General features: G+C 65.5%; 14 protein-coding genes (1 of these 14 running past the window's edge). 9 read left to right on the plus strand and 5 right to left on the minus strand.

Annotation, left to right across the window (positions count from 1 at the left end; genetic code table 11):
• Both RMR04_RS28700 and RMR04_RS28705 read right to left on the minus strand, forming a co-directional pair.
• Positions 1–650: the start of a sensor histidine kinase gene (locus RMR04_RS28700; RefSeq protein WP_311911914.1), read on the minus strand. 724 nt of this gene lie to the left of the window's left edge; only the first 650 of its 1,374 coding nucleotides appear in the window; the start codon lies at positions 648–650; the stop codon falls past the left edge of the window.
• Entirely contained in the window at positions 643–1,308 is a 666-nt protein-coding gene (locus RMR04_RS28705) for a response regulator transcription factor (RefSeq protein ID WP_311911915.1), read from the minus strand. Before RMR04_RS28705 ends, RMR04_RS28700 begins: the two co-directional genes overlap by 8 nt.
• A 122-nt stretch (positions 1,309–1,430) precedes the next feature.
• Between RMR04_RS28705 and RMR04_RS28710 the strand changes: the two genes are divergently transcribed.
• The 4 genes from RMR04_RS28710 to RMR04_RS28725 all read left to right on the plus strand — a co-directional run bounded on the left by RMR04_RS28710 (position 1,431) and on the right by RMR04_RS28725 (position 4,911).
• The gene (locus tag RMR04_RS28710; protein WP_311911916.1) at positions 1,431–2,198 is read left to right on the plus strand and encodes an ABC transporter ATP-binding protein; all 768 of its coding nucleotides are present in this window, start codon (positions 1,431–1,433) and stop codon (positions 2,196–2,198) included.
• Positions 2,199–2,205: 7 nt separating this feature from the next.
• On the plus strand, positions 2,206–3,081 hold the full coding sequence (locus tag RMR04_RS28715; protein WP_311911917.1) for an ABC transporter permease: 876 nt from the start codon (positions 2,206–2,208) through the stop codon (positions 3,079–3,081).
• Between the two features lie 70 nt (positions 3,082–3,151).
• Positions 3,152–4,180, plus strand: a complete 1,029-nt coding sequence (locus tag RMR04_RS28720; protein WP_311911918.1) for an ABC transporter substrate-binding protein — start codon at positions 3,152–3,154, stop codon at positions 4,178–4,180.
• Between the two features lie 416 nt (positions 4,181–4,596).
• Entirely contained in the window at positions 4,597–4,911 is a 315-nt protein-coding gene (locus RMR04_RS28725; RefSeq protein ID WP_311911919.1) for a hypothetical protein, read from the plus strand.
• Positions 4,912–5,066: 155 nt separating this feature from the next.
• Here the strand turns inward: RMR04_RS28725 and RMR04_RS28730 are convergent, their stop codons facing one another.
• Together RMR04_RS28730 and RMR04_RS28735 are read right to left on the minus strand one after the other, a co-directional pair.
• Positions 5,067–5,849 (minus strand): SDR family NAD(P)-dependent oxidoreductase, encoded by a 783-nt coding sequence (locus RMR04_RS28730; RefSeq protein WP_311911920.1) that lies wholly within the window; start codon positions 5,847–5,849, stop codon positions 5,067–5,069.
• Complete coding sequence (locus RMR04_RS28735) at positions 5,849–6,547, minus strand: hypothetical protein (RefSeq protein WP_311911921.1); 699 nt, start codon at positions 6,545–6,547, stop codon at positions 5,849–5,851. The genes RMR04_RS28730 and RMR04_RS28735 overlap by 1 nt, the downstream gene beginning before the upstream one ends.
• Before the next feature lie 130 nt (positions 6,548–6,677).
• On the opposite strand from RMR04_RS28735, the gene RMR04_RS28740 reads away from it, so the two are divergent.
• The 4 genes from RMR04_RS28740 to RMR04_RS28755 all read left to right on the plus strand — a co-directional run bounded on the left by RMR04_RS28740 (position 6,678) and on the right by RMR04_RS28755 (position 10,263).
• The gene (locus RMR04_RS28740) at positions 6,678–7,565 is read left to right on the plus strand and encodes an IclR family transcriptional regulator (protein WP_311911922.1); all 888 of its coding nucleotides are present in this window, start codon (positions 6,678–6,680) and stop codon (positions 7,563–7,565) included.
• Complete coding sequence (locus RMR04_RS28745; protein WP_311911923.1) at positions 7,562–8,383, plus strand: ABC transporter permease; 822 nt, start codon at positions 7,562–7,564, stop codon at positions 8,381–8,383. Before RMR04_RS28740 ends, RMR04_RS28745 begins: the two co-directional genes overlap by 4 nt.
• Before the next feature lie 88 nt (positions 8,384–8,471).
• Positions 8,472–9,464, plus strand: a complete 993-nt coding sequence (locus tag RMR04_RS28750) for an ABC transporter substrate-binding protein (protein WP_311911924.1) — start codon at positions 8,472–8,474, stop codon at positions 9,462–9,464.
• Positions 9,465–9,471: 7 nt separating this feature from the next.
• Entirely contained in the window at positions 9,472–10,263 is a 792-nt protein-coding gene (locus RMR04_RS28755) for an ABC transporter ATP-binding protein (protein WP_244546662.1), read from the plus strand.
• A 194-nt stretch (positions 10,264–10,457) separates the two neighbouring features.
• Here RMR04_RS28755 and RMR04_RS28760 read toward each other — a convergent pair whose 3' ends face one another.
• Positions 10,458–11,381, minus strand: a complete 924-nt coding sequence (locus RMR04_RS28760; RefSeq protein ID WP_311909523.1) for an IS5 family transposase — start codon at positions 11,379–11,381, stop codon at positions 10,458–10,460.
• Positions 11,382–11,739: 358 nt separating this feature from the next.
• Between RMR04_RS28760 and RMR04_RS28765 the strand changes: the two genes are divergently transcribed.
• Positions 11,740–12,912 (plus strand): ROK family protein, encoded by a 1,173-nt coding sequence (locus RMR04_RS28765; RefSeq protein WP_311911925.1) that lies wholly within the window; start codon positions 11,740–11,742, stop codon positions 12,910–12,912.
• Positions 12,913–12,928 lie beyond the last annotated feature (16 nt).

Below are 12,928 nucleotides of genomic sequence, written 5' to 3' on the forward strand. Positions count from 1 at the left end.
GTCGGCGTCTCGATGCTCAGCGGGCGCAGATCATTGGGGTCGCGCGCGGCGAGCTCCTCCTCGATCCGAGCCAGCGGCGCCAGAGCGTAGCGGATGGCAAGCCCCCCGGCGAGCAAGGTCAGCACGCTCATCGCGGCGATGATCAGCACGGCTCTCAGCGTCAGATCGCGCGCGAGCGCGATGCGCGCCTCGCGCGTCTGCGCCAGAACGACATAGGCCCAGCCGGTTACGGACGGCGTCGACAGATACCGGCCGATGGCGGCGATCCGGACGGGAGAGCCCTGATAGGAGCCGTCCGACAGGATCGCGCCCTTCTGCGCGGTGGTGACGCTCTCGGGAAAGGCCAGGTCCGGATAGCCGGCGACCACGATGCCGCGCGTATCGGTGACACTATAGAAGACGAGGTCGTAAGCGGAGAGCGAGGCGAGAGCGGCGGCCGGCGGATCCAGCGCGATGACGCCGCCCTGGACGAAGATGTTCTCCGCGAGCTGGATCACCCCTCCGACGAGGAGCCGGTCATAGGCCTCGTCGGCCGCGACGCGGGCATAGGAATAGGCGGCGACGCTCAACGCGACCGCGCCCACTGAGACGCCCGCGACGATGAAGAGCAGGCTGCGCGCATAGAGAGAAGAGCGAAGGCGCTCACGCAACGACAATTTGATACCCCAGCCCGCGCAACGTCCTGATCTCGACGCCGGAGCCGGCAAGCTTCCGGCGCAGGCGGGTCACATATTGCTCGACGGCATTGGGGCTGGGCTCCTGCTCGAAGCCGAAGAGCTGGTCGATCAGCTCTTCCTTGGAGAAGATGCGCTGCGGCCGCCCAGCCAGGATTTCGAGAACAGTGAGCTCCCTGCGCGTGAGATCGAGCGAACGGCCGTCGACGGAGGCGATCCGCGCGCTGCGGTCGACCGTGACCTGGCCGCATTGGATGATGTTCGTCGCCTCGCCGCCGCCCCGCCTCAGGAGCGCGCGGGCGCGCGCCTCGAGCTCGCGATAGTCGAACGGCTTGATCAGATAATCGTCGGCGCCGAGGTCCAGCGCGCTGACCCTATCGTCGACCGCCGAACGCGCGGTGAGGATGAGCACAGGGGTCGCCTTCCGCTTCATGCGCAGATCCTTGAGGATCGCAAAGCCGTCCCGCCCCGGCAGCATCACGTCGAGGACGATGAGGTCATAGGCCTGGACCTCGGCCAGATCGCCGGCCACGGCGCCGTCCTGTTCCCAGTCCACGGCGTGGCCCATCCGCTCGAAGCGCGCGACGATGGCCTCGCCGATATCGACCATGTCCTCGACAACGAGAATGCGCATTCATCGTTTCCTTGCGCCTCCCAGGGAGGGAGCCGCCAGTCAGTTTCGTGTCAGTTCAGCCCTGTAAGGTCCAGCCAAGCATCCCGAAACGTGGATGCAAGGCAACGACTTTCGGAGGAAACATGACGCTTCCCGCGCAATCCGCGCCGCTGCTCGATGTCGACGGCGTCACGCTGCAATACAAGACGCGCGATGCGCTGGTCACGGCGACCTATCGGGTCAGCTTCGAGGTCCATCGATCCGACCGCTTCATCCTGCTCGGACCGTCCGGTTGCGGAAAATCCACCCTGCTCAAGGCGATCGGCGGCTATATGAGCCCGGTCGAGGGCGCGATCCGGCTCAAGGGCCGCGAGGTCAAGGCGCCCGGGCCCGACCGGATGATGGTGTTCCAGGAATTCGACCAGCTCCTGCCCTGGAATAGCGTCATCGAGAATGTCGTCTTCGCTCTTGAGGCCAGCGGTCGCTCCAGCGGCCGCGAAGCGATGGACAAGGCGCGCCACTATGTCGACATGGTCGGCCTGTCGAAATTCGCCGACAGCTATCCCCATACCTTGTCGGGCGGCATGAAGCAGCGCGTCGCGATCGCCCGCGGCATGGCGATGGAGCCCGACGTCCTCTTGATGGACGAGCCTTTTGCGGCGCTCGACGCCCTGACGCGGCGCAAGATGCAGGACGAGTTGCTGCAGCTCTGGGAGGACACGAAGTTCACCGTGCTGTTCGTGACGCACTCCATCGAGGAGGCGATCCGCTGCGGCACACGCATCCTGCTGTTGTCGCCGCATCCCGGCCAGGTCCGCGCCGAGCTGAACAGCCTGACAGCGGAAGAGGTGGGCACGGCCTCGCAAGTCGCGCTCGAGGCCCGCATCAACGACATGCTCTTTGCGCATTGAGGTCGACATGAACGCATCCATCTCCCCGCTTCATATCCGCCCCGAGATCATCCGCGACCAGCAGGCGACGGATGTGCCCGCCGTCGAGAAGGCGCTGACGCCGTTCGAGCGGATCTATCGCATCGGCTTTGTCCGCAAGGCCGCCCTGCTGATCACCCTGGCCGTGATCTGGGAGATCTATGGCCGCTGGCTCGGCAACCCGCTGCTGTTTCCGACCTTCACCGCGACGATCGAGGCGTTCTGGGAGAACCTCGCCAATGGCGTCATCCCGGCGCGGGCTTTGTCGTCGATCGAGACGCTCTTGATCGGCTACGGCATCGGCATCGCGCTGGCCTCGATCCTGACGACGGTCGCCATCGGCTCGCAGATCGGTACGGATCTGCTGGAAACCCTGACATCGATGTTCAACCCGCTGCCGGCGATCGCCCTGCTGCCGCTGGCCTTGATCTGGTTCGGACTCGGACAAGGCAGCGTCCTCTTCGTGCTGGTGCATTCCGTGTTGTGGGCAATCGCGCTCAACACGCATTCCGGCTTCCGCTCGGTGTCGAACACGCTGCGCATGGTCGGGATGAACTATAATCTGCGCGGCCTGCGCCTGGTCGGGAAGATCCTGATCCCGGCCGCCTTCCCCAGTATCCTGACCGGGTTGAAGGTCGGCTGGGCTTTCGCCTGGCGCACACTGATCGCGGCCGAGCTCGTCTTCGGCGTCTCGTCGGGCTCCGGCGGTCTCGGCTGGTTCATCTTCGAGAACCGCAACCAGCTCGAAACCGCCAATGTCTTCGCCGGGCTGTTCACGGTCATCATGATCGGCCTGTTCGTCGAGAACGTCATCTTCGCCGCGATCGAGCGCAACACGGTCCAGCGCTGGGGCATGCAGAGCTGAGGCGGCGGCATCTCCACAAGATCATAAGGCCGGGCCAATCCGGCATCATTCGGGAGGATACATGATGAGCATGACAAGACGGAACATAACAAGACGCCTGGCCACCCTTCTGACGGGCGCGGCCCTCACTCTCGCGATCAGCGCGCCCGGCGCCATGGCCGAGGTCAAGGAGGTCCGGATCTCCAAGGGCTACGGCATTCTCTATTTGCCCCTGATCGTCATGCAGGACCAGAAGCTGCTGGAGAAGCAGGCCGCCAAGGCCGGTCTCGGCGATGTCGCAACCAAATGGCTGGTCCTCGACGGCGGCAACGTCATCAATGACGCGATGATGGCCGGCACGCTGGATTTCGCCGGCACTGGTGCGCCCGGCTTCGTCACGCTCTGGTCGAAGGCCAAGGGCATTCCCAATGTCGAGGTCATCGGCATCGGCGGCATGAGCGCGACATCGCTTTCGCTCAACTCGATCAACCCGAATGTGAAGTCGCTGAAGGATTTCACCGCGAAGGACAAGATCGCGCTTCCCGGCATCAAGACCTCGCTCTCGGCCGTCGTGCTCCAGATGATGGTGGCCAAGGAGTTCGGCCGCGAGAACTTCGCCAAGCTCGACCCGATGACCGTCAGCTTGCCGCATCCCGAGGCGCTGGCGGCGCTGACCTCCGGCAAGACCGAGATCACGGCGCATTTCACCTCGCCGCCCTTCTCCTTCCTCGAGCTCAACAATCCCAAGGTACATCTCGTCGCCGATTCCATCGACGTGATCGGCAACATCACACTCGACGTCGTCTTCGCGCCGAAGAAGTTCGTCGACGCCAATCCGAAGATGACCGACGCCTTCCTCGCCGCCCTCGACGAGGCCTGCGATTTCATTGCCCAGAACAAGGACGCCGCGGCCGAGATCTTCGTGCGGGGTTCGCCGGTCAAGGTCTCCAAGGACGAGGTCCTGACCATGCTCAACGACAAGGGCGCCAGATTCTCGGCCACCCCCAACAAGGTGATGGATTTCGCCGAGTTCATGGGCCTTGCCGGCACGATCAAGGTGAAGCCGGCCAAGTGGACCGACATGTTCATCCCGCAGCTTCACGGCCGCAAGGGCAGCTGACGCAATCCAAAATGCCGGCCTTGGCGGGCCCGGAGGCGACATCGCCGGGGATCATCGAGGCCGCCCTCGCCTCCTTGTCTGTCGATCCGGAAGGTCTCGCCTTCCGGATCCTGGCCGTCGCGCCGTCATCTGCGGCTCGCATGGGGCGACGATAATCGCTAGATTTCCGCGATGCGCCCGACACAGATTCGCAGCTGTGACCTTTCACCCCTTGCAGAACTCGCCGCGTCGCGCGCCTCGTCTTGCCGAACGCTTCGGCAATCGGGCGCTTACGCTCGCGACAGCAAATATGGCGGAAACCGAAACCGTGGTTGCGCGTTCTGGTCGCATCACGGAGACAAAACGATGATCTTTGAGCTTGTGCCGGCCATGGCGGGTTATGACACCGACCATAATCACTCTGAGGGGCTTCAGTCATGAGACCTGTTATCGCGGCCGCCGGCATGCTGAGCCTGGCCCTTCTGGCAACCGGCTGCGTCCAGCCCCCGCGTCAGCGCGTGATCGTGGCGAGCCCCGAGCCCGGCCTCGGACCGGCAACCGCGAAGCGAATTTCGCCCGATGGCGTCGGAGGCCTGTTTCTTCCAGACGGATCGCGTGTCGAGGTGGATCGCGCCGGCGGCTTCACGCTCCCCAATGGCGACTATGTCCGCCGAGATGCGTCCGGTGCGCTGAACCTGCCCAATGGCTCGCGCTGCCTGCCCGACGGGCAAGGCGGATATGGCTGCCCGTAGCGCATCGGCCCGAAAAGTGGGGACCGGTTTTCGGGAGAAGCCGATGCGAGACAAAAACCCGTAGCATTCGACGGGCCACGGCATGCAGGTGGTCCGGGCTCGCCACGCGAGCCGGACCACCTGCATGCCGGACGACGATCAATAGGTCGGATATCTCAGTAAGTCGCCCGGCCGCCTGACAGGTCAAAAATGCCTCCGGTCGAGAAGGAGCATTCGTCGCTGGAGAGCCAGAGCACCAGGCGCGCGACCTCCTCGACCTCGACGAAACGCCCCATCGGGATGCGGCCGAGGATGTCGGCGCGGCGCTCGGCCGAGATCTCCCTGGCCATCGCCGTCTCGGCGGCGGCCGGTGTGACCGCAGTCACGATGATGCCGTCGAGCGCCGTTTCCTTGGCGACGCTTTTGGTCAGCGCGAGCAGCCCTGCCTTCGAGGCCGAATAGGCTGCAGCCTTGGCCATGCCCTCCTTGCCCTGGATCGAGGCGATGTTGACGACATGGCCGCGCAGGGGATGCGGCGTGGTCGCGCAGGCGCGCGCCGGCTGCTGGCGCATCAATCCAATAACGGCGCGGGTGACGAGATAGGAGCCGAACAGGTTGACCTGCAGCACGCGCTGGAAATTCTCCGGCGTCGTCTCCCAGACCGGCTTCACCTCGCCGAGCACGCCGGCATTGTTGACCAGGATATCGATGCGACCATGGTCCGCGAAAGCGGCCTGCGCCGCGGCCTCGACCGCAACGGCGTCGGTGATATCGAGTACGCGCGCGCGGGCGCCTTCGCCCAGTTCCGCCACAGCCTCGGCAAGGGCTGCGCTATTGGCGTCCCAGAGCTCGACGATCGCGCCGGCCTCGATCAGGGCATGCGCGATGCCGCGCCCGAGCCCGCCGGCGCCGCCGGTGACGATGGCGATGCGGCCACCAAGATCATAATGCGCATTCATCAGCCGGCGCTCCAGGCCGTCTTGGTGCGGGTGATCTGATGGCGGTAGAGGCCCAGTGAATAGGGGCCGCTTCCACCGATCGCATCGAGCTTCTCGCCGGCCAGCTCCGCCTTGGCGAGCGCGACGAAACCCGCCTCGTCACCCCAGCCTTCGAGCAGCAGCACCCATCGCGGTACGGCATTGGCGACGCCGCGCGCCTTCTGCTCGGCGGTAGCGACGCCGCTCGCCTCGGCATCGGCGGTGAGCAGGTGCACGCCGGCGACGCCCGGCCTGGCGAGCAGGTCGGGAATGGTCTGGCGCAGCAGCGCAGCCTTATGTGCGGCGGCCTCTGCATCCACCACGTCGTAGCGCAGCGTCGCGATCAGCCCGCCCTGGGCCGGGCCGGTGCTGTGGGCGACGCGGCAGATCGAACGCGCGACGGAGCGGAAATGCTTCACCGCCGCGAGCGTCCAGGGCGTCGGTGCGTTGACGCGGGCGGTGTAGTCCTGGCTCTTCAGGACTTCGACGCTCAAAGCCTCGTAAAGATTGAAGAATTCAAGCTCGGCCTCGATTGCGGCATAGCGCCGCCCGCGCGTGAAACCGGGAATGCCGAGCCGTTCCGGCATGTGCTCCTCGCCATGCCAGGCATAGAAGATCTCGCGGCCTTCTGGCGCGATGTCGTGCCAGATCGCGACCGCGCCTTCTCCAGATAAGCTCACTGACATGCTCCCGGTCGGGTCTCGTTAGGGCGCGTTGACTCCGCCTCTTGTCGTTCGTATATGAAATTCAATTCTGAATTGGAAATCAATTCCAAAATCAAAACGACGAGGGATGGCAAGGAGGCCAAGCGTGACGATCGCAGCGGTGGAGCGGGCGTTGAAGGTACTGGAGGCGTTGTCGGGCGAGCCCGATGGCGTCGATCTCAGCCTGCTCGCAGAGCGCCTCGATCTGCCGGCCAGCGCGACGCACCGGCTTCTGGCGACTCTCGCCGAGCGCGGTTTCGTCGCGCAGGACCCTTCCAGCGGCGCCTATGGGCTGACGCTGAAGCTCTCCCAGCTCGCTTTCCGCAATCTCGATCTGCGCGGCCTGCCCGATGCCGGACAGATTGTGCTCGACGGGCTTGCCGTCGCGACCCGCGAATATTGCCGCCTTGCCGTCGTCGAGGGCGAGAGTCTGGTCTGGATCGCGCGGGCTCAAGGAGCAACCGCCGGCCTGCGCTATGAGCCGCCGATGGGCACCGAGATCGTGCTGCACGCCACCGCGACGGGAAAGGCCTGGCTCGCCTCCTTGCCGGAGGCCGAGGCGCTGCGCATCGTCTGCGCGCGCGGTTTCCGGGCTGATGGCCGCACCGGGCCCAATGCCTTGCAGGATGTCGACGCGCTGCGCGCCCATCTCGACGAGACCCGCCGTCGCGGCGTCGCGCTCGCAGTGGAGGAGGGCGAGATCGGCACCGTCGCCATGGCGACGACCTTCCGCGCCGGCCCCGATAGTGATGCTCCCGTCGCGGGCACGCTCAGCGTCGCCGGCCCGGCTGCGCGCATGAGCGAGAGCCGGCACGGCGAGATCACGGACGCCTTGCGCCAGGCCGCGCGCGCCATGGCGGAGATCTGGCCGCTGCGGCGCCGGCAGATCCAGAGCCTCGTCCCTGCTGTCGCAGGCGGCGAGCCGCGCCACAGTCTTTCCTCGGGCCACAGTCTTTCCTCGGGCCACAGTCTTGCCGCAGGGACAAACGCATGACGGACGAGGTCGCAACCCGGCCGACGCAACAGCCCGCCGAGGCCTCCCAGGCACAGAGCCGGGCCGGCGCATGGACATCTGCTATCGCCTGGCCGCTGGCGAGCTTTGCCGTTCTGCTGCTGGCCTGGCAGTGGCTGGTGCCGCTGGCGGGCATCCCCGAATACATCCTGCCCGTGCCGAGCGCCTTCTTCGAACGGCTCTGGAGCGACCGGGCCCTGATCTTCCAGCACACGCTGGTGACGGGCAATGAGATCGTGCTCGGCTTCCTGATGGCGGCGGTGATCTCGATCCCGCTCGGCTACATCATCGTTTCCGTCAAGATCCTGGAAAAGGCGATCTATCCGGTGATCGTCTTCTTCCAGCTCGTGCCGAAGATCGCCATCGCCCCGCTCTTCGTGGTCTGGTTCGGCTTCGGCCTGTTTCCAAAGGTGCTGCTCACCTTCCTGCTCTGCTTCTTTCCGACGCTGGTCGCCAGCATGACGGGGTTCCGGGCGCTGGATGAGCGCGTGCTTTATCTGACCCGCTCGATGGGCGCTTCCGCCTGGCAGACCTTACGCTATGTCCGGGTGCCGGCCGCGCTGACCTATATCTTCTCCGGCCTCAAGGTCTCGGCAGTGTTCGCCGCGACGGGCGCGATCGTCGGCGAGTTCGTCGGCGCCAATGCCGGGCTCGGCTATCTCCTGCTGCGCGGCACGAGCTTCCTCGACATGCCATTGATCTTCGCCTGCCTCGTGGCGCTGAGCCTGGTCGGAATCCTGTTCAGCTATCTCGTCGACGGGCTCGAGGTCGTGCTGATGCCCTGGCAGCGCAAGGGCTGACGAGGCCGAGGGCTGACGCGCCGACCCATTCTGTTCACGAACGAATCATCAACCCGGACCAACCGGGGCATACGGGAGGACCAAGATCATGAACCGACGCATGTTGATCACGACAGTCGCCATGCTCGCACTCGGCGCAGGCAGCGCCTTCGCACAGAGTGCCGGCAAGCCGATGAAGATCACGCTGAACTTCCTCGCGGCCGCGCCCAATGCCGGCTTCATGATGGCCAAGCAGCTCGGCCTCTACGAGAAGGCCGGCATCAACCTGACGATCGAGGAGGGCAAGGGCTCGGGCACCACGGCGCAGATGGTCGCCACCGGCCAGACCGATATCGGTTTCGCCGATGCACCAGCCGCGATGCAGCTGCGCACCAAGGGCGCTCCGGTCAAGATCATCGCCCCCGTGCTCCAGACCAATGGTTTCGCGATCATCGCGCTGGAAGACAGCAAGATCGATGCGCCCAAGGACCTCGTCGGCAAGAAGCTCGCGGTCCAGCCGGGAACGGCGCAGACGACGCTGCTGGAAGCCATCCTCGCCAGCAACGGGATCGACAAGAGCAAGGTCGATGTCATCGCGATCGATCCCGGTGCCTTCGTCGGCGCGCTGCTCGAGAAGAAGGTCGATGCCATCCTGGGCGGCGCCGATTTCCACTCGATCCAGATTCGCGAGCGCGGCTTCAAGGTCCGCGACATCTTCTACCGCGATGTCGGCGTGCCGACGGTCGGCCTTTCGATCATCGCCCGCGACGACCGGATCAAGGCCGATGCGGAGCTGTTCAAGAGATTCGTCGACGCGAGCCTCCGGGGCTGGGACGCGGCGCGCAAGAATCCCGAAGCGGCGGCGGACGCGGTCGTGGCGCAGTTCCCGGCGGTGAAGAAGGCGCAGGTGCTGGCGCAGTTCGATGTCGTCAACAAGCTGCTCTGCGCGCCGGGAGCAACCGCGCTCGGCAAGGTGCCGGCGACAAACTGGACCGTCAGCTACGACCTGCTGACGCAATATCTCGGCCTGCCCAAGGACAAGCCGATCACCGACTACTACACCACCGAGCTGCTGCCAGCCTCGGCGCCGGCCTGCCCGTGAGGCGATGATGCATCCCAGCTCCGCGCAGCCCGGCACCGGCGCCGCCTCCATCTCCGGACGCGGCGTGATCAAGAGCTTCGGCGGCTTCACCGCCGTCGATGGTCTCACCCTCGATATCAGGAGCGGCGAGTTCGTCAGCCTGATCGGCCCTTCCGGCTGCGGCAAGAGCACCTTCATGCTGATGGCGGCGGGGTTGATTCCGATCAGCTCCGGCGAGCTCCTGGTCAATGGCAAGCCGCTGACCTCGCCGCTGACCGATATCGGCATCGTCTTCCAGGACCATCTCCTGCTCGAATTCCGGACGGCGCTGGAGAACGTCATGCTCCAGGCCGAAATTCGCGGCCTGCCGCTCGCGCCCGCGAAGGAACGGGCGCTGGAGCTCTTCGCCAAGCTCGGCATCAGCCACGCCGTCGACCGTTACCCCAAGCAGCTCTCGGGCGGCATGCGCCAGCGCGTCTCGATCGCGCGCGCGCTGATCCACGATCCCTCCGTCCTGATGATGGACGAGCCTTTTGGGGCGCTCGACGCGATCACACGCACCCAGATCCGCCACGATCTCGAAATGCTCTGGCTGGAGACGGGCAAGACCGTCGTCTTCATCACCCACTCGATCGACGAGGCGATCGGCCTGTCGGACCGCGTGCTGGTGATGTCGCCGACGCCCGGCCGCGTCGTCGACGAGATCGCAATCGAATTGCCCCGCCCGCGCCCCGCGCATCTCGGTGACTATCCGAGCTTCAACGCCTATGCCGACCGTATCCACGACGCATTCCGGCGCTTCGGCGTGATCAAATACTAGGAAACGCGACGCCAGCCGAGCAGCGCACGGCGCTGCCGGGGCCGCCAAAGAATAAAGAAGGGGCGCGGGGAACCCTTCTCCCGTGTGGATTCCTCTGCGAAACGCGGCTGAGGACTGATATTTTGACGGCGGATTGTTCGCCTGTGACGGGCGGTCTTCAGCGGTTGGCTTGGAGAGCTCGCAGTCGACCTGGTTCAGCCGCCTGCGATGATGGTGGCGCGCCGGAGATTGTAGACGGTTGCGAAGGCAATCAGGTCTGCGGTGTTGGCGACGAACGAGTGGCATCGCGTCCGGGCTTTGCCATAGAGGCGCTTCATGGCGCTGAAGACAGCTTCGACGGGAGCGCGGCGGCGCGCGATCAGGGCGTTGCGGCGCTGCAGCCAGCGCGGCAGGACAGCGATGTGCTTGTGCCGGCGATGCATGATCCGGTCCTTGATGCCCAAGGCCTTCAGGGCGGCGCGCTGGGCCTTGCTCTCATAGCCGCGATCGGCATAGACGGCGGCCTCGTCGCCGCTGACGAGCCCTGGGGCCATCTCGACGTCCTGTATCCGCGCCGAGGTCACGAGCGCCGTGCGGATCAGGCCCGAGCCCTCGTCGACGCCGACATGCAGCTTGTAGCCGAAATGGGCCTTGCCGTTCTTCTTGCCCCAGTCGGCGCCGGGTTCACGGGGGTGGCCCTTGCCCAGCCCGGCTTCGCGTGACGGGGCAGCATGCGTCGCCTGAACGATTGTGGCGTCGAGCAATGTGCCCTTCTTCAGGATCAGACCCTTGGCCGAGAGCTGCGCGCCGATCTCGGCAAAGCAGGCCTCGAGCACGCCCGCCTGCGCTGCCGCCAGCCGAAAGCGGCACAAGGTCGTCTCGTCGGGCGTGCCGCCATCGAGCGCAAACCCGCAGAAACGTCGAAACGACAGCCGGTCCAGCAGCGCCTCCTCCAGGCCGGGATCCGACAAATCGTAAAGCGCCTGCAGATAGAGCGCCTTGAGCATCGCAAGCGGCGCGTAAGGCGGCCTGCCCGTCTCAGCCTGGCGCAGCTTGCCGGCCAAGGGCGCCAGCCGATCCCACGCGATCAGCCCATCGATCTTCGCAAGCTTCGCGTTCGCACCCAGGCGTGGGTCCAAAAACGCCTCAGCCAAAGACATCTGATCCGACATGCCGATCACCCCGCCGCACCCGAGCGAAGTGAATCAGCAATCAAACCTCAACGCCAGGGCCCTTTCGCAGAGAAATCCACACGGGAGAAGGGCAGGGATGAGGGCCTGCCGCTGATTGTTGGGGCGCGACTGAGCCGCGGCGCCTTCTACTGAAAGGGCACACCCTCACCCCTGCCCCTCTCCCATCCGGGAGAGGGGTTCCCCGCGCTCAACCGGGTTCCCCGTCGTCCCCATGTTCGAGCCCCCTGATGCGGAGTATTTGACAACGACCGGATCATCTTCCACCTTCATTCTTACATAAAACAAAAATGAACAGGGTGGAGATGTGAAGGGGGCTTGGAGCCGGCAGGAGACGCGTGCCGCGGTTCTCCGCTATCTCTGGCGATCCGGCGGCTCGTTCCGGCCGGATGTGATCGCTCATGTCGGCCTGACCGATGCGAGCATCTCCCGCATCGTGGCCGATCTCAAAGCGGAAGCGCTCGTCGACGAGACCCGCAAACGCGCGCCTTATCGCGGCGGCCCCAGCACTTTTCTGACGCTGAGCGAGAGCCAGTTCGTCGCAACGATCGAACTCTCCAACAACCGCCTGCATGCCGGCATCGGAAACCTCAAAGGCGAGGTGCTGTTCTCAGAACACCACGAGCTGCCCGACGGCATTGCCGCCATGGCGGCGGAAAACATCACGGCTGCAGCCATCGCAAGCATGGCCGATTGGTGCGCGCACCACGACATCGTCTTGCGTCAAATGGCGATCTCGATACCCGGCTACCATTCTGGCAGGGCGAGCAACCCGATTGTGGCGCTGCGGCCAGACTTCATCACCCGGACACTGGACGCGGCACTTCCGGACGTGCCGGTGACTTGCGCCAACTCGATCGTGACGCGCGCGCTCGCCCATCGCCTCCAGCTGGGCGTCACGCGCGATGAAAGACCCTATTTTTACGTGTTCCTCGGGCACGGAGTCGGCGGCGCCTTCGTCGATGAAAGCGCCGGGAGCGACGAGGTGCTCCCCTGCGAAATCGGGCACATGATCATGGACCGGCAGGGCGCGCCGTGCCGCTGCGGCCATTCCGGCTGTCTCGAAGCCTATGTCTCGACAGGAGCCATGGCTCCGCTCATCGGCAAAACGGAGCAGCAGATGCTCGCGCCCCGCGATAGCTGGCGCGAGGGCGTTCGGCTGTCCGGTCATGCCGAGGCCGAGATCGGTATCCGTCTCGCCCAGCTCGGCACGGCGATCGGCAATGCCTTGAACCTCAACCGCGTCAGGCGGGTCGTAGTCGCAGGCTGGCCAAGCGCGCTGCAGGACAAGGCCGGCCCGGCCGTGCTGGCCGGCATCGATCGCAGCCTGTTCGGCGGTGCGGCCGGCGTCGAGCTGTCCTTCTCCGCAATCGAGCTCGGCCGGGAGCCCGCATCCGGCATCGCGCTCGCCACCTTCGCCTTCATCAATCGCGGCGGGCACATGGCCCTGGCGCCCGACCGCAAGCGGGCACACGCCTGACGCCGTAAGCATCATG

Source organism: Bosea sp. 685 (assembly GCF_031884435.1).
In the GTDB taxonomy this organism is placed as follows: domain Bacteria; phylum Pseudomonadota; class Alphaproteobacteria; order Rhizobiales; family Beijerinckiaceae; genus Allobosea.

What these genes read in the sequence shown, in the direction of transcription:
- RMR04_RS28710 (WP_311911916.1), top strand. Translation starts at nt 1,431, where the DNA reads ATGACGCTTCCCGCGCAATCCGCGCCGCTGCTCGATGTCGACGGCGTC.
- RMR04_RS28745 (WP_311911923.1), top strand. Translation starts at nt 7,562, where the DNA reads ATGACGGACGAGGTCGCAACCCGGCCGACGCAACAGCCCGCCGAGGCC.
- RMR04_RS28725 (WP_311911919.1), top strand. Translation starts at nt 4,597, where the DNA reads ATGAGACCTGTTATCGCGGCCGCCGGCATGCTGAGCCTGGCCCTTCTG.
- RMR04_RS28730 (WP_311911920.1), bottom strand. Translation starts at nt 5,849, where the DNA reads ATGAATGCGCATTATGATCTTGGTGGCCGCATCGCCATCGTCACCGGC.
- RMR04_RS28715 (WP_311911917.1), top strand. Translation starts at nt 2,206, where the DNA reads ATGAACGCATCCATCTCCCCGCTTCATATCCGCCCCGAGATCATCCGC.
- RMR04_RS28705 (WP_311911915.1), bottom strand. Translation starts at nt 1,308, where the DNA reads ATGCGCATTCTCGTTGTCGAGGACATGGTCGATATCGGCGAGGCCATC.
- RMR04_RS28755 (WP_244546662.1), top strand. Translation starts at nt 9,472, where the DNA reads ATGCATCCCAGCTCCGCGCAGCCCGGCACCGGCGCCGCCTCCATCTCC.
- RMR04_RS28750 (WP_311911924.1), top strand. Translation starts at nt 8,472, where the DNA reads ATGAACCGACGCATGTTGATCACGACAGTCGCCATGCTCGCACTCGGC.
- RMR04_RS28720 (WP_311911918.1), top strand. Translation starts at nt 3,152, where the DNA reads ATGACAAGACGGAACATAACAAGACGCCTGGCCACCCTTCTGACGGGC.